Below are 21,780 nucleotides of genomic sequence, written 5' to 3' on the forward strand. Positions count from 1 at the left end.
GGGTCGCCGGGGGTTGATGAGTGGGGGCGGTCCGGCCTGCCTGCGGAACGTTGGTGAGTGGGGCGGTCCGACCTGCGTCGCGGACGGTTGGTGAGTGGGGGCGGTCCGCCCCGCGCCGTGAACGGTTGGTGAGTGCGGGCGGTGCGATCTGGGTCACGTGGATCGAGGAGTGCGGGCGGCGACCTGCACCGCGTGGGGTGGTGAGTGGGGGCTGGCGCGTGGGTGGGGGCGGTCAGGGGGTGGGGGTTAGGTAGCGGCCGGTGAGGCTTTGGGGGTGGGTGGGGAGGTTGGTGGGGGTGGTGGCGGCGACTATGCGGCCGCCGGCGGTGCCGCCTTGGGGGCCTAGGTCGATGATGTGGTCGGCGTTGGCGATGAGGTCGAGGTCGTGTTCTATGACGATGACTGTGGCGCCGGCGGTGATGAGGCGGTCGAGGACGGCCAGGAGGACGCGGATGTCGGCGGGGTGTAGGCCGACGCTGGGTTCGTCGAAGATGAAGAGGGTGTTGGACTGGGGCTTCTCGAGGTCGGCTACGAGTTTGAGGCGTTGGGCTTCGCCGCCGGAGAGGGCTGGGGTGGCTTCGCCGAGGATCAGGTAGCCGAGGCCGATCTCGTCGAGGGTGCGGAGGCGGGACTGGACTTTGCGTAGGTGGGGGAAGGCGGTGCGGGCTTGTTCGATGGTGAGTGCGAGGGCCTGGGGGATGGTGAGGCCGTCGAGGGTGATGGCGTCGGCGGCGGGGCTGTAGCGGGTACCTGCGCAGAGGGGGCAGGGGATGTCGACGTCGGGGAGGAACTGGACGTCGAGTGAGATCTGGCCGGTGCCTTCGCATTGTGGGCAACGGAGACTGCCGGTGTTGTAGGAGAAGTCGGCCGCGGTCAGGCCGAGAGCCCCGGCCTCGGGAGTCGCCGCGTAGGCGCGGCGGAGGTCGTCGAGGATGTTGCTGTACGTCGCCACTGTCGAGCGAACGTTGCGTCCGATCGGGGCCGCGTCGACGACGACGGTTCGTTCGATACCGCCCGCATCGAGTCCTCGAACATGTGCGGGGGCGTGACCGAGGAGTGCCGACGCGAGGCTGTCGAGGACGAGTGTGGTCTTGCCGGACCCGGAGACACCGGTCACTGCGGTGAGCCGCCGCAGGGGAAACGACGCTTCGAGGGCGTGCAGCGTGAAGTGCGGTGACGTCGAGAGCCGGATCCGCCCGTGCGCGAAGGTCTCCTCCGCAGGCACCTGCGGCCGAACCACCACCGGCTCCGCCCCGCTCAGGAACCCGCCGATCAACGAAGAATCAGCAGCCTCCACCGAAGAAACGGTGCCAGTGGCAACGATCTCGCCGCCGTGCGAACCAGCGCCCGGCCCGATCTCAACCAGCCAGTCCGCATGCCGCAGTACGCGGACGTCGTCGTCCACGAGCACCACGGAGTTGCCAGTCGCGACCAGTCGCCGTACGACGTCGATCAGGGCGTCGATGTTGCTCGAGTGCAGACCGACCGACGGCTCGTCCAGGACGTATAGCAAGCCGGTCGCGCTGCTCCGCAAAGTCCGGGCAAGCTGCACCCGCTGCAGTTCGCCCGTCGAGAGCGTGCGGGAGGCGCGGTCGAGCGACAGGTACCCAAGACCGAGTCCCAGCAGGTGTTCTGCGGTCGTGGTGAACGCCGCAGCGATCTGCTGAGCCATCCGCGAGAGCTCAACTGGCACAGGGAGCTTACGAATGAAGTCAGTCACAGACGTAAGACTCCACGACGACAAGACATCGAGCGGTACGTCGTTCAGCAGCACCGACCGCGCACGCGCGTTCAGCCGCGAACCACCGCACGTCGGACACGCGCCCACCCGGACGAACCGGTCCAGCCGCGCCACCGTCTTCTCGCTCTGCGCGTTGTCCAACGCGTCCTGGACGACCCGGTTGGCGTTCCGGTACGTCGCGTTGAGCTCGAAGGCGTTACCTTTCTTGCTCGTGACAACCACCAGGCGCTTGGTCTCGGCGCCCCGAAAGATCGTCTCCCGCTCAGCATCAGTCAGCTGCGAGAACGGTACGTCGGTCCGCACGCCGAGCTGAGCAACCACCTGCGGCAACAGACTCGCCCCGAACGATCCCCAAGCCACGACCGCACCATCGTCGATCGTCAGCGACTCGTCCGGCACCAGCGTGCCCTGATCGATCTGCCGAACCTCACCAGTCCCACCGCACGTCTCGCAAGCCCCGTCGCCATTGAAGGCAAAATCCTCAGCCCCCGGTACGGCGAACCGTTCGCCATCCACCGGACATGTCAGCAGCCCGGTCGACGCGATCTCGATCGTTGCCGCGACGCGGTGTCCGCGGGGACACAGGTGCGCGCCCAACCGCGAGTACATCAACCGAAGTGCATTCAGCAGCTCAGTCGCCGTACCGAATGTGCTGCGCACTCCCGGCACCGCAGGGCGCTGGTGCAGCGCGATCGCCGCTGGCACACCGTCCACCGCATCGACATCCGCACGAGCGGCCTGGGACAACCGCCGCCGCGTGTACGTCGACAACGCTTCCAGATAACGACGCGAGCCCTCGGCGTACAGGACACCGAGGGCCAGCGAGGACTTCCCCGACCCCGACACACCGGTCAGCGCCACCAGCTGGCGCAGCGGTATGTCGACGTCGACGTTCTTCAGATTGTGGACCCGTGCTCCCCGTACTGCGACTTCTTCGCCCCAGTGCATGGGCCCATCGTAGGGACTTACTTGAGCTTGTCGACGATGTAGTCGATCGACTGGGTGAGCTTCTCGACGTCGTCCGGGTCGACCGCCGGGAACATGGCGACGCGGAGCTGGTTGCGGCCGAGCTTGCGGTAGGGCTCGGTGTCGACGACGCCGTTGGCGCGCAGGGTCTTGGCGACGGCTGCCGCGTCGATCGAGTCGTCCAGGTCGATGGTGCCGATGACCAGCGAGCGGGCGTCGGGGTCGACGACGTACGGCGTGGCGTAGTCGGACTTCTCGGCCCAGTTGTAGAGCCGGTTGCTCGAGTCGGTGGTGCGCGCGACGCTCCACTCCAGGCCGCCCTGGTTGTTGATCCAGTCGGTCTGCTCGGCCATCAGGAACAGCGTGGCCAGCGACGGCGTGTTGTACGTCTGGTGCTTGCTCGAGTTGTCGACCGCGGTGGCCAGGTCCAGGAACGCCGGGATCCAGCGGCCGGAGGCGGTGATCTCCTCGACCCGGGCGAGCGCGGCCGGCGACATGACGGCGATCCACAGGCCACCGTCGGCGGCGAAGCACTTCTGCGGGGCGAAGTAGTAGACGTCGGCCTCGGTGATGTCGACCGGCAGGCCGCCGGCGCCCGAGGTGGCGTCGATCGCGACCAGCGCGTCGGCGTCGGCGCCCGCGACCCGCTTGATCGGGGCCATCACTCCGGTGGAGGTCTCGTTGTGCGGCCACGCGTACAGGTCGATGCCGGCCTCGGCCACAGCGACCGGACGGGTACCCGGGTCGGACTTCACGACGGTCGGGTCGCCGAGGTGCGGGGCCAGCTGCGCGGCCTTGGCGAACTTCGAGGAGAACTCACCGAAGCTCAGGTGCTGGCTGCGCTCGCGGATCAGCCCGAACGTCGCGATGTCCCAGAAGGCGGTCGAGCCACCGTTGCCGAGCACCACCTGGTAGCCCTCGGGCAGCTGGAAGAGGTCGGAGACACCCTGCTGTACGCGGGCCACCAGGTTCTTCACCGGGGCCTGGCGGTGCGAGGTGCCGAGCAGCTTGGCGCCCTCGGTCGCGAGGGCGGCGACGGCCTCCGGGCGGACCTTGGACGGTCCGGCGCCGAAGCGGCCGTCAACGGGCTTGAGCTCAGCAGGAAGAACGATGTCGCTGGTCACCAGCGGTTCCCTTCGTCGTCTGGCAAGTTCTGCGCCGACGACGCTGTCAGCATCCACATCATCCCACAGTGCCATGCCGGGCCCGCTCCCGGTCTCAACCTCACTCGTGTTTGCGCTCGATCACCTGGGTCCCGGTCAGTACGGCGACCGGCCCGTCCGGACCGTCGGTCCACTCACCGCACGCCCCGCCGCCCTCGGCGACGTCCAGCGTGAGCGGAGAGCCGTCCATCCGCAGCGCCGGGTGATAGTACGACGCGACCTTCGACGCCTCGCCCTGGATGTAATGACCGATCAGAGCACGCCGGAAGCGGTCCTCGGTCACGTTCGGTGCACTCCCGTGTACCAGCGCGCCATGGAAGAACAGCACGTCACCAGGCTCCATAACGACCGGTACGGCGGCATCCGGCGCCGGCAGCGGCACTGTCACATCGGTGAAGCTCACCGTGGTGTCCGCCTTCTCGGTGCACAGGATCGGCCACCGGTGACTACCCGGCACGACCTGGAGACACCCGTTCGCCTCGTCGACCCGGTCGAGCGCCATCCAGGCCGCTACACAGGTCCCCGGCTCCGCCTTCAGGTAGAAGTTGTCCTGGTGCAGCGCCTGCCCGCGCGAGCCCGGCGGCTTGAAGTAGAGCATCGTCTGCACCGCGTACGGCGACATGTCCAGCAGCGCGGTCATCACCTCGTCGATGCGCGAGTCGATGAGCCACTGCAGCGACACGTCGTCCCAGCGGTGCATCTGCGCCATCCGGGGGTACCGCCGCAGCGGATCGCGACTGTTGGCCGCCCCTAAATCAACTGGTACGCCGGACTCGTCGCCGGAGTACGACCCGCGCTTCCGAAGCACCATGTAGTGCTCCCGCAACTGCGAGGCCTCATCGGCTCCGAACAGCCCGCGCACCAGTGTGTAACCGTCCCGCTCGAAATCCTGCTTGTACGAATCACTCACCATGATTCAATTCTCCGGTCCACACTGGAGCTGAGCCACGGAAGATCCATGCAAGGAGTTGGACTTTTGTTGCATCCGCTGCCGCTGACCCGGCTGTCCCCACCGACCTTCTGGCGCTGCGAACCCAACTGGTCCTGGGTATCGCCGAAACTGGCAGACCACCTGCTGTGGTGTGTCCTGGACGGCCGCGGCCACATGGAGCTCGACGGCGCCCACCAAGACCTGAGCCCCGGCGCCTGTGCGGTCTTCCAGCCAGGAGACGCGCCCCGGGCGACTCACGACCCACGGAGACGGTTGCTGGTGTTCGGCATGCACTTCGAGACCAGCCAGTACGGCGTGGTCCCGGAACCGCGCTGGGGCGAAGTCATGGACCGCGAGCTGCTGAATGTGCTCGCGCGGACGAGCGATTCGGCGTACCGGCGTGGTGACGCGCTCGGGCGGCGACAGGCCGAACTCTGTCTCGAGCAGCTGATCGGACTGATCTGGGACGCGGTCCACAACCTCACCCGCCCAAATACCGATGCACAGGTTGACGAGGTGGCTCGCCAGCTCCGCCAGGACCCGGGCCGGGACTGGACAGTCGGGGAGATGGCCCACAAGGCCGCACTGTCTCGGGCACAGTTCACGAGACGGTTCACAAAACAGTTCGGGATGTCACCGGCGCAGTACCTGATCCAGGCCCGCATCGACCGTGCACACCAGTTGCTGACCGAGAGCGGGATGACGGTCACGCAGACCGCCACCGCTCTCGGCTACACAGACGTTCCGTACTTCAGCCGCCAGTACAAGCAACGCACCGGCCGCAGCCCCAGCCAAGAACACTAGGGCCAGGGAGCACTAGGCCCAGGCCGGGTCCCAGCCCTCGATGGAGTCGGCCGGACGCGTGCCCGGGCCGGAGTAGATCGCCGACGGGCGGATCAGCCGCCCGGTGCGCTTCTGCTCCAGCACGTGCGCACTCCAGCCGGCCGTCCGCGCGCAGGTGAACATCGACGTGAACATGGGCGGCGGGACCTCGGCGAAGTCCAGCACGATGGCTGCCCAGAACTCGACGTTGGTCTCCAGCACCCGGTCCGGCCGCCGCTCGCGCAGCTCGGCCAGCGCGGCCTGCTCCAACGCCTCGGCCACCTGGTACCGCGGTGCGTCCAGCTCACGCGCCGTACGGCGGAGCACGCGGGCGCGCGGGTCCTCGGCCCGGTACACGCGGTGTCCGAAGCCCATCAGCCGCTCGCCGGCGTCCAGCAGACCCTTCACGTACGAACGGGCGTCACCGCTGCGCTCGACACCCTCGATCATCGTCAGTACCCGGGCCGGTGCGCCACCATGGAGTGGGCCGGACATGGCACCCACAGCACCGGACAGGGCGGCCGCGACATCGGCGCCGGTCGAAGCGATCACCCGGGCGGTGAACGTGGAGGCGTTCATGCCGTGCTCGGCCGCGGACGTCCAGTACGCGTCGACCGCCTTCACATGCTTGGGATCCGGTTCACCACGCCACCGGATCATGAACCGCTCGGTGATGGTCTTCGCCTTGTCCACCTCACGCTGCGGCACCATCGGCTGCCCGATACCCCGCGCGGCCTGGGCCACGTAGGACAGTGCCATCACCGCGGCGCGAGACAGGTCCTCACGAGCCTGTACGTCGTCGATGTCGTACAGCGGGCGCAGTCCCCAGGCGGGGGAGAGCATGGCGAGCGCCGACTGGACATCGACCCGCACGTCACCGGTGTGCACCGGCAGCGGGAACGGTTCCGCGGGCGGCAGGCCCGGGGTGAACGCTCCGTCGACCAGCAGGCCCCAGACGTTCTCGAACGGCACCCGGCCGACCAGGTCCTCGATGTCCACGCCGCGATAGCGCAGCGCCGACCCTTCCTTGTCCGGCTCGGCGATCTGCGTGTCGAACGCGATCACACCCTCCAGCCCGTGCTGCACCTCGGTCTTCGGATCTGACATACCACTCCCTCGTCCTCATATTGGCGCCCAGGCAGCATAGTTCTCCGAAGTCACCCACGGATAACTTTCGTGGCCCTAATCGCATCGAGTAGAGCGTGGAAACCCTGGTCGCCTACGCCTTTCACCGGCCCGACTCCGCGGCTCGCGCAGCCGAGGGAGCGGCCCGGGTGGAGGCCTATTACGCAGACAGCGCAGCGCATTGGGGCCACGACGGCAGCACCCACGGCCTGCACCTGTGGGGCAGCAGCGACCGCAACACGCTGTGGCCGTCGTGGCACGAGACGGGGAACGTGCGGGTCGCCAGCCTGCACACTCCGGTCGGCTACGAGCGCGTGGTCGGTGACATCGCGCCGGCTGACGCGCCTGGTCCGCTGGCCGAGGCAGTACGTCGTTCGCCGGAGGCTTTCATTGAGCTGGCCCCACCGTTCACCATGGCAGTGCTGGACGACGACCGTCTGGAGCTGTTCACCGACTCTGCCGGTCTGGGCCAGCTCTACCAGGTCCGGCTGCCGGACGGCTGGGTGTGGAGCAACCGCCCGGTCGCTGCCCTGCTGTTCGCTGGTGTAGCCGCCGCAGCCTCACCGCGGGGCTGGGCGTTCGCTGCGGCTTGCGGCTGGTTCATGGGCGACAGTACGCCGTACGAAGGGGTGCTGGCCGTCCCCGGCGCGACGCACATCGTGGCCGACGGCAAGCTCCATCGCCAGACCACCAGCCGCATCGAACCGAGCTCCTTGTGGCTGACCGACACAGTCGACGAGCCGGCGGACGACCTGACCGACTCCATCAACCGCCTCTGGCCGCTCGGCCCGCAGGCCCCGGAGACGCCCGCACCGCCGCTACCGAACCTCATCGACCACGCACTCACCTGGCACCGGCACTCAGAAGGCCAGGCTCACGATCTGTACGCCCCTGTTCCCACCGAGGGCGCGGAAGTCACCGTTGCCTATGGCCACTACTACCCGGCCGACCTGCCGACAGTGAACGCCCTGCCCCTGCCCGCAAAACTGCAGGTCTTCGGCCGGCACCTGGAGACGACCCTGGTCCCGGCGACCGGCCCGTCCGAGGCGGCGCGGGCGGCCGTCGGCGTTCAGATCGAGCAAGTACTGCGCGACGCGGTCCGCGGGGGGATCGAAGACGCGAAGATGCTCGACTACTTCTACCTGGTGGAACAAATCCGCCGGGGTCGTACGGCGGGTGCCGTGTCGCCACAACTGCTTCCGCAGTCCATCCGTGCAGCGTTCGCGAACGCCGTACCGGTTGAACAACAGACCCGTCCGCTCAAACGACTGCCACGGCCGCGCCGGGTGGCCGATGCGCCCGACCGGGATCGGATCGAATCGATGCTGCTCGCAGTCGAGGGCTTCGACGAGCGAGCCCTCAGCACGCTGTGGGCCGCCTCGGTCGCCGGCGCGAGCTCATCCGCCGCCGAGATGATCCTCCGCCGCGCCCTCTGGCGCGCCACCTTCGGCCTCCACCTCACCGAGGTCAACAACCACCTCCCCGAACTCATCCGCCCCATGACCGCACCGCCCCGCACCCTCCCACCCCAGCAACCCACCCCAAAACCCCGCCGAGCCCGCCTCATCCCCACCTTCACCCGCAAACACCCCCACTAACACCCCACCCACCTCCGCCCTCACCCACCCACCCCCACCTACCTCCGCCGAGCGCCCCCAAAGAGCAGCCCCCCACTCCCCAACCACCCGGCTGCTCTTTGTGCACCTCGCTCATCTTTGTGTACCCACCAACCACGCGGAGCCTTCGAAAATGACTGGTGGGTACACAAAGTTGGATCTCGTGCACAAAGAGAAGGCGACCCACCTTTGGGCATGGGGGTCGGTCAGGGGTCGGCCGGACCGTTGACCGGGCGGGGTCACCGGGCGGGGTCACCGGGCGGGATCACCCGGGCGCAGTAATGTCGGGTGCGTGGATCTGGGTGAGATGCGGAAGACGTACGGGCTGGGCGAGTTGCTCGAGGAGCAGCTGGATGCGGACCCGATCGCGCAGTTCGGGCTTTGGCTTGCCCAGGCGACCGAGGCTGGGATCACCGAACCGAATGCGATGGTGCTGGCGACCGCCGATGCCGACGGCCGGCCCTCAGCGCGGACTGTCCTGCTGAAGGGCCTCGACGAGCGCGGGTTCGTCTTCTACACGAACCAGCAGTCCCGGAAGGCAGACGACCTAGCGGCCAATCCGTACTGCGCCCTCGTCTTCCCGTGGCACGCGATGGAGCGCCAGGTTCGGATCGAGGGCACAGTCAGCAAGCTGCCCAGCGAGGAGGTCGACGCCTACTTCGCCGCCCGCCCCCGCGAGTCCCAGCTCGGTGCCTGGGCCTCGCAGCAGAGCCAGCCGGTGGAATCCCGGGCCGAGCTGGATCTGCAGTACGCGTCGTACGAGCGGCAATGGCCCGAGGGCACCGAGATTGCGACGCCGTACTTCTGGGGTGGGTATCGGGTCGACCCGCAGGCGTTCGAGTTCTGGCAAGGCCGGGTCGGTCGCCTGCACGACCGCCTGGCCTATCGGCGTACCAGCTCTTCGTGGGAGTTGGTGCGGCTCCAGCCCTGAGGAGGTTCGGACGACTCGCGGATGCCGTACTTGTCCCACCAACGGACCAGCGGCGCCGGAGCCCACCAGTTCACCCGGCCGAGCAACCGCATGGTCGCCGGCACCAGCAGTGCCCGGACCACCGTTGCATCGAGGGCGATCGCGATCACCAGCCCGACCCCGATCATCTTCACGAACACGATCCCCGAGGTCGAGAACGCCCCGACCACGATCACCAGCAGCAGTGCTGCGCTGGTGATGATCCCGCCGGTGCGCTGCAGCCCGAGCGCAACCGCCTGGGTGTTGTCGCCGGTCCGGTCGTACTCCTCGCGAATCCGGCTGAGCAGGAACACCTCGTAGTCCATCGACAACCCGAACAGAATCGCGAACAACAGCACCGGGTTGGTCGCGTCGAGGAACCCGGCCGGCGTGAAGTCGAGCAGCCCGGACAGATGACCGTCCTGGAAGATCCACACCATCGCCCCGAACGCCGCCGATAGCGACAGCACGTTCATCAGCAGCGCCTTCAGCGGAAGCACAAAGGAGCCGAAGGCAAGGAACAGCAGCAGGAACGTGGCCAGGATGACGAAACCACCCATGTACGGCGCTCGCTCCGCCAGCACGTCCAGTAGGTCGATCAGCGCGGCTGTCTCACCACCGGCCTGGGCGGTCGTCCCGGAAGGTGGTTCGACGGCGCGCACCGCGTGGACAACATCACGGGCAGGCAGCTCCTGCGCGGTGTAATGCGTGTGCACGACCACCTCGGCGACGCCGTTCTTGAAGCCGCCGATCCGAACATCTTCAACATCGGCGATCTGCTTGAGCGAAGCCAGATAGGGCTGCAGTGCCACCGCCGGGTCGGTCGGCGCCTGGTCGAAGCGAACCGCGACGAACACATCCGATCCACCGGCCCCGGCGAAGTCGCGCTGCAGGGTCTCGGTCACCGTCCGCGAGGTGGCGCCCGACGGCAAGGCGCGGTGGTCGACCCCGCCCAATTGTGCTTGCAGGAAAGGGATTCCGAGCACGAGCAATAGCGGAACGAGGACCAGCACGTAGCGCACCGGCCGCCGCATCACGCTTTGCGCGAGTCGGTACCACGCTCCGTGGTGATCCGCCGCGGTCGACCGCCGCCGCAGGAAAGGTACCTGCAGGTTGTTCACGCGGTGGCCCAGGACAGCCAGCAGGGCGGGCAATGCGGTGAGCGCGGCGATCATCGCGACCGCGACCGCCGCGACCCCGCCGTACGCCATCGAACGCAGGAACATCACCGGGAACAACGCCAGGCTGGCGATCGCCACCCCGACCGTGACGCCGGAGAACGCGACCGTCCGGCCGGCCGTGGCCATCGTCGTGGTCAGTGCCGTCTCGACATCATTGCCCTTGGCAAGCTCTTCACGGAACCGGGTGACGATGAACAGCGCATAGTCGATCGCGAGCCCGAGCCCGATCATCGTGACGATGTTGATCGAGAAGATCGAGACGTCGGTGACCGCGGACAACCCGCGCAGCAGCACGAACGCACCGAGGATCGCTAGCGCGCCGACGAACAACGGCAGTGAGGCGGCGACCAGGCCGCCGAACACGACGACCAGCAGTACCAGCACGATCGGCATCGAGATCGTCTCGGCCCGAACGATGTCTTCCTCGGTCTGCGTGTTCACCTCGTCGAAGACCGCGACCTCACCGCCCACCTTGGTGTCCAGCCCGGCCGGTCCGCTCCGAACCTGATCGGCGATCCGGTGGAACGTCTCCAGCCGCTCCTCCGGAGTCGCGCCGGCCAGCGTCAGTACGGCGTACGTGCTGTGCTGGTCCTTCGACACGAACACAGGCGACTTCGTGCTCCAGTACGTCGTCGCTCGCAGTACGTCGTTCGTCGGAAGCTCGGCCAGGTCCCGCTCGACCGCGGACCGGAATCCGGGGTCGGCGACGGTCTGGTCCGGGCTGCGGTAGAGCACGACCACGTCGGTGCCGGTGCGGCCGACGTTCTGCTCGATGGATGCGACGGCGTTGGCGGCCTCGGTGTCGGGGGCGTCGAAGCCGCCGTTCGCGAGCGAGCCGAAGACGCCGGTGCCCCAGATCACCCCGAGGGCGATGAAGGCGGCGGTCAGGGCGAGCACCAGACGGCGCCGCCGGTAGCTGAAGTGGCCGAGCGTCTCGAACACGAAACTCTCCCGAAGGGCGTAAAGTTCAGGCGGAAAGATTGAGTGAACAGCGTTAACTGTTAACAGTGTTCACTCAAGGTTCGACGGTGTCAAGGAGTGTGTGGATGAATCGGCGTGACGAGGCGCGAGCGGCGACGCTGGCCGAGATCAAGCGGGCCGCGCGCCGGCTGCTGGTCAGTGGCGGCGTCGCGGCGATCGGCCTGCGCGCCGTCGCCCGCGAGGTGAACCTCACCGCGCCCGCGCTGTACCGCTACTTCCCGAGCCACGAAGCCCTGCTCACCGAGCTGGTCGCCGACCTGTACGACGAACTCACGACCGCGCTGATGGAGCTCAGCTGCGACGGGGAGGGTGATCTCGGCGCACAGCTCTATCTGCTCGCCAACGGTCTGCGGGACTGGGCGCTGGCACATCCGGCCGAGTTCGCCCTGCTGTTCGGGACGACGGTCCCGAATCCGGAGGCCGACGATCACGACGACACTCCTGGTCACCAGGCCGCGATGCGGTTCGGGGCGCTGTTCAAGGAGTTGGTGGCGCAGATCTGGCACGCGCAGCCGTTCCCGTATCCGCCGGACGAGGTCCTCGGCACCAAGCTCGTCGCCCAGCTCAGCGACGAGGCCACGGCCTTCCACGGCATGCCGCCGGGTGCGATCTACCTGGGCCTGACCTACTGGACGCGGCTCTACGGCCTGATCTGCATGGAGGTCTTCGGCCAGCTGCACTGGGTCCTGCCGGACGCGGCGGCGTACTTCGAGGCTCAGCTCTACGAGATCGGCCTGGCCATGGGCCTCGACTGTCCCGTACCTGAATAGCTGTGCTGGTTCAAAAAAAGAAACCCGCGGGCGCTTCCAGGCCACTACCGGATGGCAGTGGTCCAGGGTCAGGCGGACTACCTGACTACCCGCGGGTCCGGTGGCGGCGTTGGATTGGCCGACCACTTGCCCAAAAGCTAGTGGTTGGCGGTCAGCCCGCCGCCACCTCACGAGTCCGGTAAGAATTCATTCTTAGGACCACCTCCCTTCGCGTGTACCGAAAATCTACGTCGCCCGGCGAGGCCGTTCAACTGTTTTTCGCCCTGGGATGAACGACAATCTCGGGCATGGTCTTCAGACTCGGTCTGCCCGTCATCCTGTTGCTGGTCGGAACCGGCTGGTTCGCGTGGGCGTCGTACCGCCGGGCCGCCCAGGCAGAGCGTGCCCTGGCCGAGATGAACGTCGAGCATCGGGCGTTACTGCGCGAGGTCAGGTCACTCGAGCGGGCGGTTTCGGCTGCGGAGCAGGGTTTGCGTACGCTCAGCTCCCATCCGTCGGTACCGCGCGATGTCGCGGTCACCGCCGATCTGACCCTCGCCGATGTCCGGCGACTGGTGGAACGCAAGGAGCTAGAGGACTGATGGCAAAGCTGGGGACCACCGCGGTCAAGTCGGGTGGCGGGGTCAAGGGGAAGCTGATCGGCGGCGGGATCGTCACGGTCATCGTGATCATCGCGCTGTTCAACATCTTCAACTTCGCCGACACCGACGCGAACAAGATCGGCCTGCACTACGGCGGTGGCGTGGTCGAGGACAAGAAGTTCAAGTCGATCATCCCGCCGGGTTCGACCAACAGCCTGATCGGACCGGGTGACACGGTCTACGCCTACCCGATCGACCAGCGCTCGTACATCATCGGCGGTGCCGGTGCGGACACCGACGCCGGCGACGAGGTGACGGTCGTCAGCAAGGACAACGTGCGGCTCGGCGTCCGGGTCCAGGTCTACTTCACGCTGAACCGGACCGAGGACACCATCAAGTCCTTCCACGAGCGGATCGGCCTGAAGACCGACGCCTACACCGACCGCGGCTGGAACGACATGCTCCAGTCCTACTTCCGGCCGCAGATCGACCGGGCGCTGTCCGCGGTCGCGACCAACTACGTGTGGGCCGAGCTGTACAACAACGAGGCGAAGAAGTCGGAGTTCCAGACCGCCGCGTCGAAGGAGTTCACCCGGCTGCTGCCGGCTGCGGTCGGCGGTGACTACTTCTGTGGCCCGGCGTACAACGGCAACAACGCGTGTGGCGAGCTGTCCTTCACGGTGCAGAAGCCGACCCCGCTGGACAAGGGCATCATCGACGGCCTCGAGGCCAAGCAGCGCGCCGAGCTCGCCAAGGCCACCCAGGAGCAGACGAACCAGCGGGTCAACGTCGAGCTGGAGTCGGTGAAGAAGCAGGTCCAGATGCTGGGTGCCCAGGGCTACCTGCTGAAGACCGCGATCGAATCCGGCAAGATCCAGTTCATGGTCATCCCACAGGGCACCCCGGTCAGCGTCCCGACCGGTACGGCGACCGTCCCAGCGGACCGCTGATCCCATGAGCGCGCTGCCGTCGCATCTGGAGCTGGTGCAGGGTGTTGTCCTGCCCAAGCCGGTCGGCGCGCATCCGGTGCTCGACTTCGTCAACACCCGGTCCGACTGGATCACCCGTGGCCCGGCCCGGACCGAGTGGCTGACGTCGTACGAGGCGTTCCTGATCTGGAACTCCGCCGTCGGCCTGCTGTCGCCGGCGGCGGTCTTCCGGCTGATCGAACAGGCCGGCGGCCGCCCGACCGAGGCGGCCCGCCGGCTGACCGCGACACTCGACTTCCGGATCGACCTGTACGACGTACTGACCGGGCGCGCGGATGAGACCGACGGACCGTTCGAGGCAGTCGCCCGGGTGATCGAGCGGGCATCCGGCCGCCGCCAGTTCGTCCGCACTGAGGACGACGGGGCAACCTGGGAGCTGCCCGAGGATCTAGCGAGGCCGCTCGATCGGCTAGCTCTGTTGGCCGCCGAGCTGCTTACGAGCCCCGAGCGGTCGCACGTGCGGACGTGTCCTGGCTGCGGCTGGTTGTTCCTCGATTCGCGCGGTCGTCGCCGCTGGTGCTCGATGGCGACCTGCGGCAACCGCGCCAAGGTCCGGGCCCACGCGGCCCGCACGCGCTAGTTGAACAGAGCCGGATCGACCTGGATCCAGGTCGCCCGCGCACGCGCCAGAACCCGGCCGTCGGAGTCGTAGAGGGTGCTGGCGGTCAGCGTCTTGCGACCATTCAGCTCCCGCAGCTGTCCCATCACAACGCACTCCTCGCCGGGCTGCGGTTGTGCGTCCACGCAGGCTGTGAGCTGACCGAGAACCGACGGCCGGCCCTCCAGGTCGATCGCCCATCCGCTCGGGCAGTCCAGTGCCGCCCACAGGAACACCGGGTCCACCAGCCCGTCACTCGCCAGGTCGGTCGCAGGCGTCCACGTGCACGCCGTCCGGCCGTCGCCCACCGGACCCGGCTTCAGCTGCAGCCCACGCGGGTTCTCGAGTCCGCAGACGAAGCAACTCGGGAACGGATGCTTCGTCAACCCCCGGTACCCCGCCTCCGCCCTGCGCGCCTCCTCGAACGACACCGGGTCGATCGTCGCGTCGGCCAGGAAGTCCGCCGGGACCGGTACGGCGCCGGCCACCAACTGCTCGCCGTACCGCAACTGCGCGCCCGTGCTGCTCACCACGAGCTCGAGGTCGATCTCCATCGGCGGCGGAACCCGCAGCGTCACCTGCGGTACCAGGTCATCCGCGAGCACCCCGGCGAGCGCCGTACCGGCCAATCCCGCGACATACCCACCGTTCCCAGACCTAGCCGGCCCCTGAAACCGCCGCTCAATCCGCACCGAAGTCATGGCCACCGACCCTAGTCACGTGCGCCGGGCAAACTCCAGGCACCCCAACAGGTATTTCAAGCGGACTTCGGAGACTCCGTAGTCCGTTGGGTGTGGCAGGTGTGAGGCGGGGGAGTGGTGGGAAGGAAAAGGATTTCAGAGAGATCTGAGGATTTCTCGGAAAAGAATGCGCTGAGGCCTCTGATTCAAACGACCGTTTGAACTATGCTGACTGCAGGCTACGGCCCGTGAGCAGGTGGGGTGCCTGCGCGAGTGGTGGCTGGGGGGAAGGAGAACTCTGTGGAGACACCGGTCGAATCGACCAGGGAACGATTGCTCAACGTCGCCGAGCAGCGGTTCGGCGAAGGGGGATACGAAGGAACTTCGCTGCGCGCGATCACCGTCGCCGCGGCGGCGAACATCGCGGCCGTCAACTATCACTTCGGCTCGAAGGAAGCGTTGCTGCGGGCGGCGGTGGCGCGCGCGATGGCGCCGGTCAACACCGAGCGCAGACGCCGGCTGGACCAGCTGGAGGCCATCGGAACACCGTCGGCCGAGCAGCTGATCCGGGCGTTCGTCGAGCCCGGTCTGGACCTCGTCCTGCGCCGCGGTGAGCGCGGTGCGGTGGTGGCGCGGTTCATCGGACGGATCGCGTTCGATCCGAGCCAACGGATTCGCGAGCTGTACGTCGCCGAGTCCGATCCGATCGAGGCGCGGTACCTGGCGGCGTTGCGGACGGCCTTGCCGCACGCGGCGTCCGAGGCAGTCGCGTTCGGGTACGTGAACATGCTCGGCCTGCTGGCTCTCCATCAGTCGCAGGCGCTCACGCCGGCACCTGGTGGCGCCGAACTGGAGGACCCGGGGAAGCTCGCCGAAAACCTGATCGCGTTCCTGGTTGCGGCGTTCGATCGAGGGTTACGCGGCTGAAACCACGTGACCACAAGCAGTAGTGGTCTGTCCGAGGAATGCTCATGGATGTTCGGACTGCCGGGTAACGCTGCATAATGGCGCTCCGTGGACCCCAGTGAAGTCGTGGTTGCCGTCGATCTCGGTGGAACCCGGATGAAGTGCGGCCTGGTCGCCGCCGACGGTGCCGTTGTGCACCGGGAGACCAGGCCGACTCCCCGGGCCGCCGGGGGCCGCGCCGTGCTCGACGCACTGCTGGAGACCGTCGTCGAGCTCGGCCAGAAGGCCACGGCGGACGGTCACCGGGTGCGTGCGATCGGTGTGGTGGTGCCCGGCATCATCTCCGCGGCCGGAACCGTCGTCGCCGAGAACCTGGCCTGGGCCGGTACGCCGGTCCGCACGGAGCTGGTCGCCGCGGTCGGAGACGACGTACCGATCGTGCTTGCGCACGATGTCCGGGCCGGCGGGTACGCCGAGCTCCGCCAGGGCGCGCTGAAGGGGACCAGCAACTCACTCTTCCTGCCGCTCGGTACTGGCATCGCCGCCGCGATGGTGATCGATGGCCGCCTCGTCAGCGGTGACGGGTATGCCGGTGAACTCGGCCACACCCGATTCATCCACGGCGACGCGGCTGAGCTCTGCGCCTGCGGCCAGTGGGGTTGCCTCGAGACGGTCGCGTCCGCGGCCGCGCTGGCCCGCCGGTACGCCGCTCGTTCGGGCCGAGTCGTGGATGGCTCCCGCGAGGTGCTGGAGCTGCTCGCCGCCGGCGACGAGATCGCCGCGGAGGTCTGGCGCGACGCCCTGACCGTCCTGGTCGACGCACTCGTCCTCTACACCACCCTGGTCGCGCCGACCCGGATCGCGATCGGCGGCGGGCTGGTCGGCGCCGGCGAGACGCTGCTGCAGCCGCTGCGCGACGGGGTACACGCACGCCTGACGTTCCAGCGCGAGCCGGAGATCGTGGCCGCCGTGCTGGGGGAGGAAGCCGGCTGCCTCGGCGCCGCGCTCTACGCCTGGGACCGAGTGGAAGAGATCGAGGAGCAGTCATGACGACCTATCGGGTGGGACGCCTCGTCACCCCGGACGACGTGCTGGAGAGTGCCTGGATCCAGGTCGTCGACTCCGACATCCTGGCCTACGGCCGCCGGTCCGAGGGGATGCCGGCCGACGGCAAGCGGCCCGAGGACCTCGGCGACGTGACGGTGGTCCCGGGGTTCGTCGACATTCACACCCACGGCGGCGGCGGATCGTCGTACTCGACGACCGATCCCGAGGAGGCGCGCAAGGTCGCGGCCTTCCACGCCAAGCACGGTACGACGACCACGATGGCCAGCCTGGTCACCGGGCCTCTGGACCTGCTGGCCTCGCAGACCGCTTGTCTGGCTGACCTGGTCACCGACGGCATCATCAACGGCGTTCACCTCGAAGGACCGTTCCTGTCCGAGGCCCGGTGCGGTGCGCACGAGCCGACGCTGCTGCGGGACCCGGTCGCTGATGACGTGGCCAAGGTGCTGAGCGACGTCGTACGGATGGTGACGATCGCTCCGGAACTCGAACACGGGCTGGACGCGATCCGCCAGGTCGTCGACGCCGGTGCCGTGGCCGCGCTCGGGCACACCGATGCGACGTACGAGCAGATGATCGCCGGCGCCGATGCGGGTGCCACGGTCGCGACGCACTTGTTCAACGGGATGCGGCCGTTCCATCACCGCGATCCGGGTCCGGTGGGTGCCGCGATCAACGACGAGCGGTTGCTGCTCGAGGTGATCAACGACGGGATGCACCTGGATCCGCAGGTCGTGCGAGTCGCGCTGGCCGCGGCCGGCGTACACCGGATTGCGCTCATCACCGACGCGATGGAGGCGACCGGGATGGGCAACGGCCACTACAAGATCGGCAACCTCGAGGTTGACGTCAAGGACGGTCTGGCCACACTCTCCAAGCCCCCGCACTCGATTGCCGGCAGCACCTTGACCATGGACGTTGCCTTCCGCAACGCCGTCAAGGCCGGGACCTCGCTGGTCGACGCGTCCCGGATGGCCTCGACCACACCCGCCCAGGCCTTCGGCTGGTACGACGTCGGTTCGATCGAGACCGGGCGTCGTGCGGACCTGGTGCTGCTGGATGACGATTACGCCGTCCAGAAGGTGATGCGGGCCGGCGCATGGCTGGACTAGTCGGCACTGTCACTCTCAACTTGGCGCTCGACGTCACGTACGAGGTCTCCGAGCTGGTGGTTGGTGGCAGCCATCGAGTTGGCGCTGTGCGATCCCGTGCAGGCGGTAAGGGTGTGAACGTCGCCCGCGTCGCTTCCACTCTCGGGCATCCGGTGCTGGTGCTCGGTTTCGTCGGTGGGGTTACCGGTGAAGCGGTTGCTGCCGAGTTGTTCGATGCCGGGCTGACCGCGTTGCTGACGCCGATCAGGGGCGAGACCCGGCGGACTGTTGCCATCGTCAACGGTGTCGACGGTGACGCGACGATCTTCAATGAGGCCGGTCCGTCGATCTCCGCGGATGAGTGGCGCGCATTCGGCGAGCGGATGCCGTGGGGACGCCTTGGTGTGCTGGCGTGTTCGGGCAGTATCCCGCCCGGGCTGCCCGCCGACGCTTATGCCGAGATCGCGGTCCGCGCGCGGCATCACGACGTACTGACCGTGATTGATGCTGGTGGGGACGCGCTGATTGCGGCCGCGAAGGCGGGTGCCGTGGTTCGCGCGAACGCTGCCGAGTTGCGCGAAGCTGTTGGTGACGCTGGGGTTGAGGACGGTGCGCGGCAACTGGTGGAGCTCGGCGCGACCGCTGCGGTCATCACCGACGGTGCGCGCGGAATGGTTGCTGCCAGCAACAAGGGCGTCTGGCGTGCCCTCCCGGTCGAGCAGGTCAGCGGGAATCCGACCGGCGCCGGCGACGCCTGTACGGCGGTTGTCGCGGCCGCGATCGCTGAATCCGCCGAGCCCGACTGGTCCGTCGTCCTGAAGTCTGCCGTTGCCGCGTCGGCGGCGGCCGTGCTGACACCGGTTGCCGGGGACATCGACCTGGCCGCCTACCGCCGGTGGCAACCTCAAGTGTCTGTGGAGTAGGAGAACTCATGCCGTTGGTTTCCGGAGCCGAGGTCGTGCTGGCCGCCGCCAAGGCGGGTCGCGGGGTTGGCGCGTTCAACGTCATCCAGCTCGAGCACGCCACCGCGCTGATCGCCGGTGCCGAGCAGGCCGGTACGCCGGTCGTGCTGCAGATCAGCGAGAACGCGGTCAAGTACCACGGCGCGCTGAAGCCGATCGGCGTTGCCACCCTGGCGGCCGCGGCCGCAGCGACGGTCCCGGTGGTCGTCCACCTCGACCACGCGATGGACCGCGACCTCGTCACCGAGGCGGTTCAGCTCGGCTTCACCTCGGTCATGTACGACGCCTCGAAACTCGAGTACGCCGACAATGTCGCCGCGACCACCGAGGTGACCAAGTTCTGCCACGACCACGGTGTCTTCGTCGAGGCCGAGATCGGCGAGGTCGGCGGCAAGGACGGCGTCCACGCCCCCGGCGCCCGCACCCGCCCCGACGAAGCAGTCGCCTTCGCCGAAGCCACCGGCGTCGACGCCCTGGCCGTCGCCGTCGGCTCCTCGCACGCCATGACCGAGCGCACCGCCACCCTCGACTTCGCCCTGATCAGCGAGCTGCACGCAGCCGTCGCCGTACCCCTCGTCCTGCACGGCTCCTCCGGCGTCGCCGACCCCGACCTCACCCGCGCCGTCGAAGCCGGCATGACCAAGGTCAACATCGCCACCCACCTCAACAACGTCTTCACCGCCTCAGTCCGCCAAACCCTGACGGCCAACCCAACCCTCGTAGACACCCGAAAATACCTAGGCCCGGCGCGCGACGCGGTCGCCACCGAAGTAGCCCGCCTCCTCACAATCCTCAAAGCCTAACCACCCCAGCCGCCACAACCCCCCACCCCGACTGGCAACCCCCCACCTCGAGTGGCAACCCCCCACCTCGAGTGGCAACCCCCCACCTCGAGTGGCAACCCCCCACCTCGAGTGGCAACCCCCCACCTCGAGTGGCAACCCCCCACCTCGGGGGATGCCCACCTAGCCGAGGGGTTGCCCCTTGAGATTTCCGATGGGCAACCCCCCAACTCCGGGGATATCCACCGAGATGGGGGGTTGCCTGGCGGGAACGGGGGTTGCCCACCGAGATGGGGGGGTGCCCGCTCAGATTTTCGGGTTGGGGCGGTGGTTTCGGCCGGAGCCGGTTTGGGGGGGATGTGGGGGTGGTTGGGAGCGTGGGGTGGGTTAGAGGGTTGCGCTGCCGCGGATCCAGTGGGCTCGGAGGTTGTCTCGGGCGGACTGGACCTGTTGGCGGGCGGTCGGGTCGGGGACCTCGAAGTCTTCGATCAGGCGGGTGAGGGCCAGCTCGAGTGCGGCGACCATCGCGTCTTCTTCGGTGAGGTCGGACTCGGCGACGGCGCGGAGGCCGGCTGCTAGCGCGGTCAGGCCGGTTCGCTCCTGGTCGGTGAGCTGGAGCGTGAGGTCGGTTCTGGTGGTCACGGCGACTCCTCGTCGGCTTGGTACAGTCATGGTGCCGTGCAACGGTGGTGTTGCACAACAGTCGCAGTCGAGGAGCCGGCCGGGATGACCGTGATGGTGGACGAGACGCTGCGTACGGCGACCATCGACGTACTGGCCGAGCATGGCTGGTCCGGGGTCACGTTGGAGCGGGTCGCCGAGAAGGTGGGCCGGTCCCGCGTCACGCTCTGGCGCCAAGGGCTCACCGTCGAACTGTTGCTGAACTCGCTGCTGGACGCCTTGGCCGAGGACTACCGGGACACGATGTGGCCGGTGCTGGCCGGTTTCGGGAGCGGGCGCGAAGGGCTGATCCGGACGCTGGAAGCCTTGTTCGACGTGATCGACCGGCATCTGCCGTTGATGCTCTCGTCGGATCTGGTCTTCCACCAGGAGCAGGCGCGCAACGGCCCGGTGTCGTTCATCGCCCCCTTCGAGCGGTACCTCCGCGAAGGCGAGGCGGACGGGACACTGCACCCGCACGGCCGGATCAGTGACGTCGCCGAGGTGCTGATGGTCTCGGCGGCCTTCACCTACGTGCACATGCGCGGCCGCCATCACTGGTCCCGGACCCGAGTCCGTCGGCTGACCCTCGACCTGGTGCTGCGCGGTCTCATCCAGCTCTGATGCAACATGACCGTTGCATTTAATGCAACGATCATGTTTCACTGGTGGAAACCATCGTCTGGAGGCTCCGCCATGACTCTTCCGTACGCCGAACCGCTGATTCGCCGCGAACCGCAGTCCCGGGTGATCCCCGAACCACCGCGTGTCGGAGAACCCGGTGGCGATCCGTGCGGCCTGTGCGACTGGCTGGCGAACTACGAGCAGTCCGAGCACAGGCCGCCGCTATGGGTGAACGACGACTGGGCGCTGATCCGGTCCACTGACGTCACCATTCCCGGCATCGTCTGGCTGACAACGCGCGCTCACCACGACTCGTTCGCCGACCTGCCGGACCGGCTCGCCATGAGCTACGGGCCGGTGGTCGCGCGGGTCGAGCGCGCGATCCTCGCCCTCGGCGATATCGCCCGCGTGCACGTCTACCGCTGGGGCGATGGCTCCTCACACTTCCACGTGTGGTTCTACCCGAGGCCGCTGGGCATGCTGGAGGCGCGTCGCGAGATGCTTCCGTTGTGGGCCGACCTGATGCCCGCGGCTCCCGAGGAGGACGTGGTCGATGCCGAGCGGAAGATCGCCGCGGCGATGGCGGCGGGCGACTGA

General features: G+C 67.9%; 21 protein-coding genes. 14 read left to right on the forward strand and 7 right to left on the reverse strand.

Going from position 1 to position 21,780, the window contains the following annotated elements; genetic code table 11:
* Nucleotides 1–232 precede the first annotated feature (232 nt).
* The 3 genes from ABD231_RS03470 to ABD231_RS03480 form a co-directional block, all read right to left on the reverse strand.
* On the reverse strand, nucleotides 233–2,689 hold the full coding sequence (locus ABD231_RS03470; protein ID WP_344145043.1) for an excinuclease ABC subunit UvrA: 2,457 nt from the start codon (nucleotides 2,687–2,689) through the stop codon (nucleotides 233–235).
* 17 nt (nucleotides 2,690–2,706) lie between these two features.
* Nucleotides 2,707–3,831 carry a phosphoserine transaminase gene (serC, locus tag ABD231_RS03475; protein WP_344145591.1) on the reverse strand — a complete coding sequence of 375 codons (1,125 nt, stop codon included), beginning with the start codon at nucleotides 3,829–3,831 and terminating at the stop codon, nucleotides 2,707–2,709.
* Nucleotides 3,832–3,931: 100 nt separating this feature from the next.
* Nucleotides 3,932–4,783, reverse strand: coding sequence for a phytanoyl-CoA dioxygenase family protein (locus ABD231_RS03480; RefSeq protein WP_344145045.1), 852 nt, complete (start codon nucleotides 4,781–4,783; stop codon nucleotides 3,932–3,934).
* 63 nt (nucleotides 4,784–4,846) lie between these two features.
* On the opposite strand from ABD231_RS03480, the gene ABD231_RS03485 reads away from it, so the two are divergent.
* Complete coding sequence (locus ABD231_RS03485) at nucleotides 4,847–5,605, forward strand: AraC family transcriptional regulator (RefSeq protein ID WP_344145047.1); 759 nt, start codon at nucleotides 4,847–4,849, stop codon at nucleotides 5,603–5,605.
* A 12-nt stretch (nucleotides 5,606–5,617) separates the two neighbouring features.
* Here the strand turns inward: ABD231_RS03485 and ABD231_RS03490 are convergent, their stop codons facing one another.
* A complete protein-coding gene (locus tag ABD231_RS03490; protein ID WP_344145049.1) occupies nucleotides 5,618–6,730 on the reverse strand; it encodes a citrate synthase 2 in 1,113 nt (370 codons plus the stop codon).
* A 95-nt stretch (nucleotides 6,731–6,825) separates the two neighbouring features.
* On the opposite strand from ABD231_RS03490, the gene ABD231_RS03495 reads away from it, so the two are divergent.
* Nucleotides 6,826–8,346 (forward strand): hypothetical protein, encoded by a 1,521-nt coding sequence (locus ABD231_RS03495; RefSeq protein WP_344145051.1) that lies wholly within the window; start codon nucleotides 6,826–6,828, stop codon nucleotides 8,344–8,346.
* A gap of 310 nt (nucleotides 8,347–8,656) precedes the next feature.
* Nucleotides 8,657–9,295 (forward strand): pyridoxamine 5'-phosphate oxidase, encoded by a 639-nt coding sequence (gene pdxH, locus ABD231_RS03500; RefSeq protein WP_344145053.1) that lies wholly within the window; start codon nucleotides 8,657–8,659, stop codon nucleotides 9,293–9,295.
* Here pdxH and ABD231_RS03505 read toward each other — a convergent pair.
* A complete protein-coding gene (locus ABD231_RS03505; RefSeq protein ID WP_344145055.1) occupies nucleotides 9,247–11,436 on the reverse strand; it encodes an MMPL family transporter in 2,190 nt (729 codons plus the stop codon). The genes pdxH and ABD231_RS03505 overlap by 49 nt on opposite strands.
* Nucleotides 11,437–11,540: 104 nt before the next feature.
* Between ABD231_RS03505 and ABD231_RS03510 the strand changes: the two genes are divergently transcribed.
* From ABD231_RS03510 to ABD231_RS03525, 4 genes are all read left to right on the forward strand, one after another.
* Nucleotides 11,541–12,245, forward strand: coding sequence for a TetR/AcrR family transcriptional regulator (locus tag ABD231_RS03510; RefSeq protein ID WP_344145057.1), 705 nt, complete (start codon nucleotides 11,541–11,543; stop codon nucleotides 12,243–12,245).
* Nucleotides 12,246–12,532: 287 nt separating this feature from the next.
* Entirely contained in the window at nucleotides 12,533–12,826 is a 294-nt protein-coding gene (locus tag ABD231_RS03515) for a hypothetical protein (protein ID WP_344145059.1), read from the forward strand.
* Nucleotides 12,826–13,776 carry an SPFH domain-containing protein gene (locus ABD231_RS03520; protein ID WP_344145061.1) on the forward strand — a complete coding sequence of 317 codons (951 nt, stop codon included), beginning with the start codon at nucleotides 12,826–12,828 and terminating at the stop codon, nucleotides 13,774–13,776. The genes ABD231_RS03515 and ABD231_RS03520 overlap by 1 nt, the downstream gene beginning before the upstream one ends.
* A 4-nt stretch (nucleotides 13,777–13,780) precedes the next feature.
* The gene (locus tag ABD231_RS03525; RefSeq protein WP_344145063.1) at nucleotides 13,781–14,395 is read left to right on the forward strand and encodes a CGNR zinc finger domain-containing protein; all 615 of its coding nucleotides are present in this window, start codon (nucleotides 13,781–13,783) and stop codon (nucleotides 14,393–14,395) included.
* Here the strand turns inward: ABD231_RS03525 and ABD231_RS03530 are convergent.
* Nucleotides 14,392–15,114 carry a hypothetical protein gene (locus ABD231_RS03530; RefSeq protein WP_344145065.1) on the reverse strand — a complete coding sequence of 241 codons (723 nt, stop codon included), beginning with the start codon at nucleotides 15,112–15,114 and terminating at the stop codon, nucleotides 14,392–14,394. The genes ABD231_RS03525 and ABD231_RS03530 overlap by 4 nt on opposite strands.
* Nucleotides 15,115–15,393: 279 nt before the next feature.
* Here ABD231_RS03530 and ABD231_RS03535 point away from each other — a divergent pair, with 279 nt between their 5' ends.
* The 5 genes from ABD231_RS03535 (at nucleotide 15,394) to ABD231_RS03555 (ending at nucleotide 19,920) form a co-directional block, all read left to right on the forward strand.
* Nucleotides 15,394–16,020 (forward strand): TetR family transcriptional regulator, encoded by a 627-nt coding sequence (locus ABD231_RS03535; protein WP_344145067.1) that lies wholly within the window; start codon nucleotides 15,394–15,396, stop codon nucleotides 16,018–16,020.
* 87 nt (nucleotides 16,021–16,107) lie between these two features.
* A complete protein-coding gene (locus tag ABD231_RS03540; protein WP_344145069.1) occupies nucleotides 16,108–17,049 on the forward strand; it encodes an ROK family protein in 942 nt (313 codons plus the stop codon).
* Entirely contained in the window at nucleotides 17,046–18,176 is a 1,131-nt protein-coding gene (gene nagA, locus ABD231_RS03545) for an N-acetylglucosamine-6-phosphate deacetylase (protein WP_344145071.1), read from the forward strand. Before ABD231_RS03540 ends, nagA begins: the two co-directional genes overlap by 4 nt.
* Nucleotides 18,164–19,078, forward strand: coding sequence for a 1-phosphofructokinase family hexose kinase (locus ABD231_RS03550; RefSeq protein WP_344145073.1), 915 nt, complete (start codon nucleotides 18,164–18,166; stop codon nucleotides 19,076–19,078). The genes nagA and ABD231_RS03550 overlap by 13 nt, the downstream gene beginning before the upstream one ends.
* Before the next feature lie 8 nt (nucleotides 19,079–19,086).
* On the forward strand, nucleotides 19,087–19,920 hold the full coding sequence (locus ABD231_RS03555) for a class II fructose-bisphosphate aldolase (RefSeq protein ID WP_344145075.1): 834 nt from the start codon (nucleotides 19,087–19,089) through the stop codon (nucleotides 19,918–19,920).
* Nucleotides 19,921–20,286: 366 nt separating this feature from the next.
* Here ABD231_RS03555 and ABD231_RS03560 read toward each other — a convergent pair whose 3' ends face one another.
* On the reverse strand, nucleotides 20,287–20,541 hold the full coding sequence (locus ABD231_RS03560; protein ID WP_344145077.1) for a hypothetical protein: 255 nt from the start codon (nucleotides 20,539–20,541) through the stop codon (nucleotides 20,287–20,289).
* Nucleotides 20,542–20,625: 84 nt separating this feature from the next.
* Here ABD231_RS03560 and ABD231_RS03565 point away from each other — a divergent pair, with 84 nt between their 5' ends.
* Entirely contained in the window at nucleotides 20,626–21,183 is a 558-nt protein-coding gene (locus tag ABD231_RS03565; protein WP_344145079.1) for a TetR/AcrR family transcriptional regulator, read from the forward strand.
* A gap of 72 nt (nucleotides 21,184–21,255) precedes the next feature.
* Nucleotides 21,256–21,780, forward strand: coding sequence for an HIT family protein (locus tag ABD231_RS03570; RefSeq protein ID WP_344145081.1), 525 nt, complete (start codon nucleotides 21,256–21,258; stop codon nucleotides 21,778–21,780).

Source organism: Kribbella yunnanensis (genome assembly GCF_039529655.1).
In the GTDB taxonomy this organism is placed as follows: domain Bacteria; phylum Actinomycetota; class Actinomycetes; order Propionibacteriales; family Kribbellaceae; genus Kribbella; species Kribbella yunnanensis.

What these genes read in the sequence shown, in the direction of transcription:
- ABD231_RS03470 (WP_344145043.1), bottom strand. Translation starts at nt 2,689, where the DNA reads ATGCACTGGGGCGAAGAAGTCGCAGTACGGGGAGCACGGGTCCACAAT.
- ABD231_RS03480 (WP_344145045.1), bottom strand. Translation starts at nt 4,783, where the DNA reads ATGGTGAGTGATTCGTACAAGCAGGATTTCGAGCGGGACGGTTACACA.
- ABD231_RS03490 (WP_344145049.1), bottom strand. Translation starts at nt 6,730, where the DNA reads ATGTCAGATCCGAAGACCGAGGTGCAGCACGGGCTGGAGGGTGTGATC.
- ABD231_RS03510 (WP_344145057.1), top strand. Translation starts at nt 11,541, where the DNA reads ATGAATCGGCGTGACGAGGCGCGAGCGGCGACGCTGGCCGAGATCAAG.
- ABD231_RS03515 (WP_344145059.1), top strand. Translation starts at nt 12,533, where the DNA reads ATGGTCTTCAGACTCGGTCTGCCCGTCATCCTGTTGCTGGTCGGAACC.
- ABD231_RS03520 (WP_344145061.1), top strand. Translation starts at nt 12,826, where the DNA reads ATGGCAAAGCTGGGGACCACCGCGGTCAAGTCGGGTGGCGGGGTCAAG.
- ABD231_RS03525 (WP_344145063.1), top strand. Translation starts at nt 13,781, where the DNA reads ATGAGCGCGCTGCCGTCGCATCTGGAGCTGGTGCAGGGTGTTGTCCTG.
- ABD231_RS03530 (WP_344145065.1), bottom strand. Translation starts at nt 15,114, where the DNA reads ATGACTTCGGTGCGGATTGAGCGGCGGTTTCAGGGGCCGGCTAGGTCT.
- nagA (WP_344145071.1), top strand. Translation starts at nt 17,046, where the DNA reads ATGACGACCTATCGGGTGGGACGCCTCGTCACCCCGGACGACGTGCTG.
- ABD231_RS03550 (WP_344145073.1), top strand. Translation starts at nt 18,164, where the DNA reads ATGGCTGGACTAGTCGGCACTGTCACTCTCAACTTGGCGCTCGACGTC.
- ABD231_RS03555 (WP_344145075.1), top strand. Translation starts at nt 19,087, where the DNA reads ATGCCGTTGGTTTCCGGAGCCGAGGTCGTGCTGGCCGCCGCCAAGGCG.
- ABD231_RS03565 (WP_344145079.1), top strand. Translation starts at nt 20,626, where the DNA reads ATGACCGTGATGGTGGACGAGACGCTGCGTACGGCGACCATCGACGTA.
- ABD231_RS03570 (WP_344145081.1), top strand. Translation starts at nt 21,256, where the DNA reads ATGACTCTTCCGTACGCCGAACCGCTGATTCGCCGCGAACCGCAGTCC.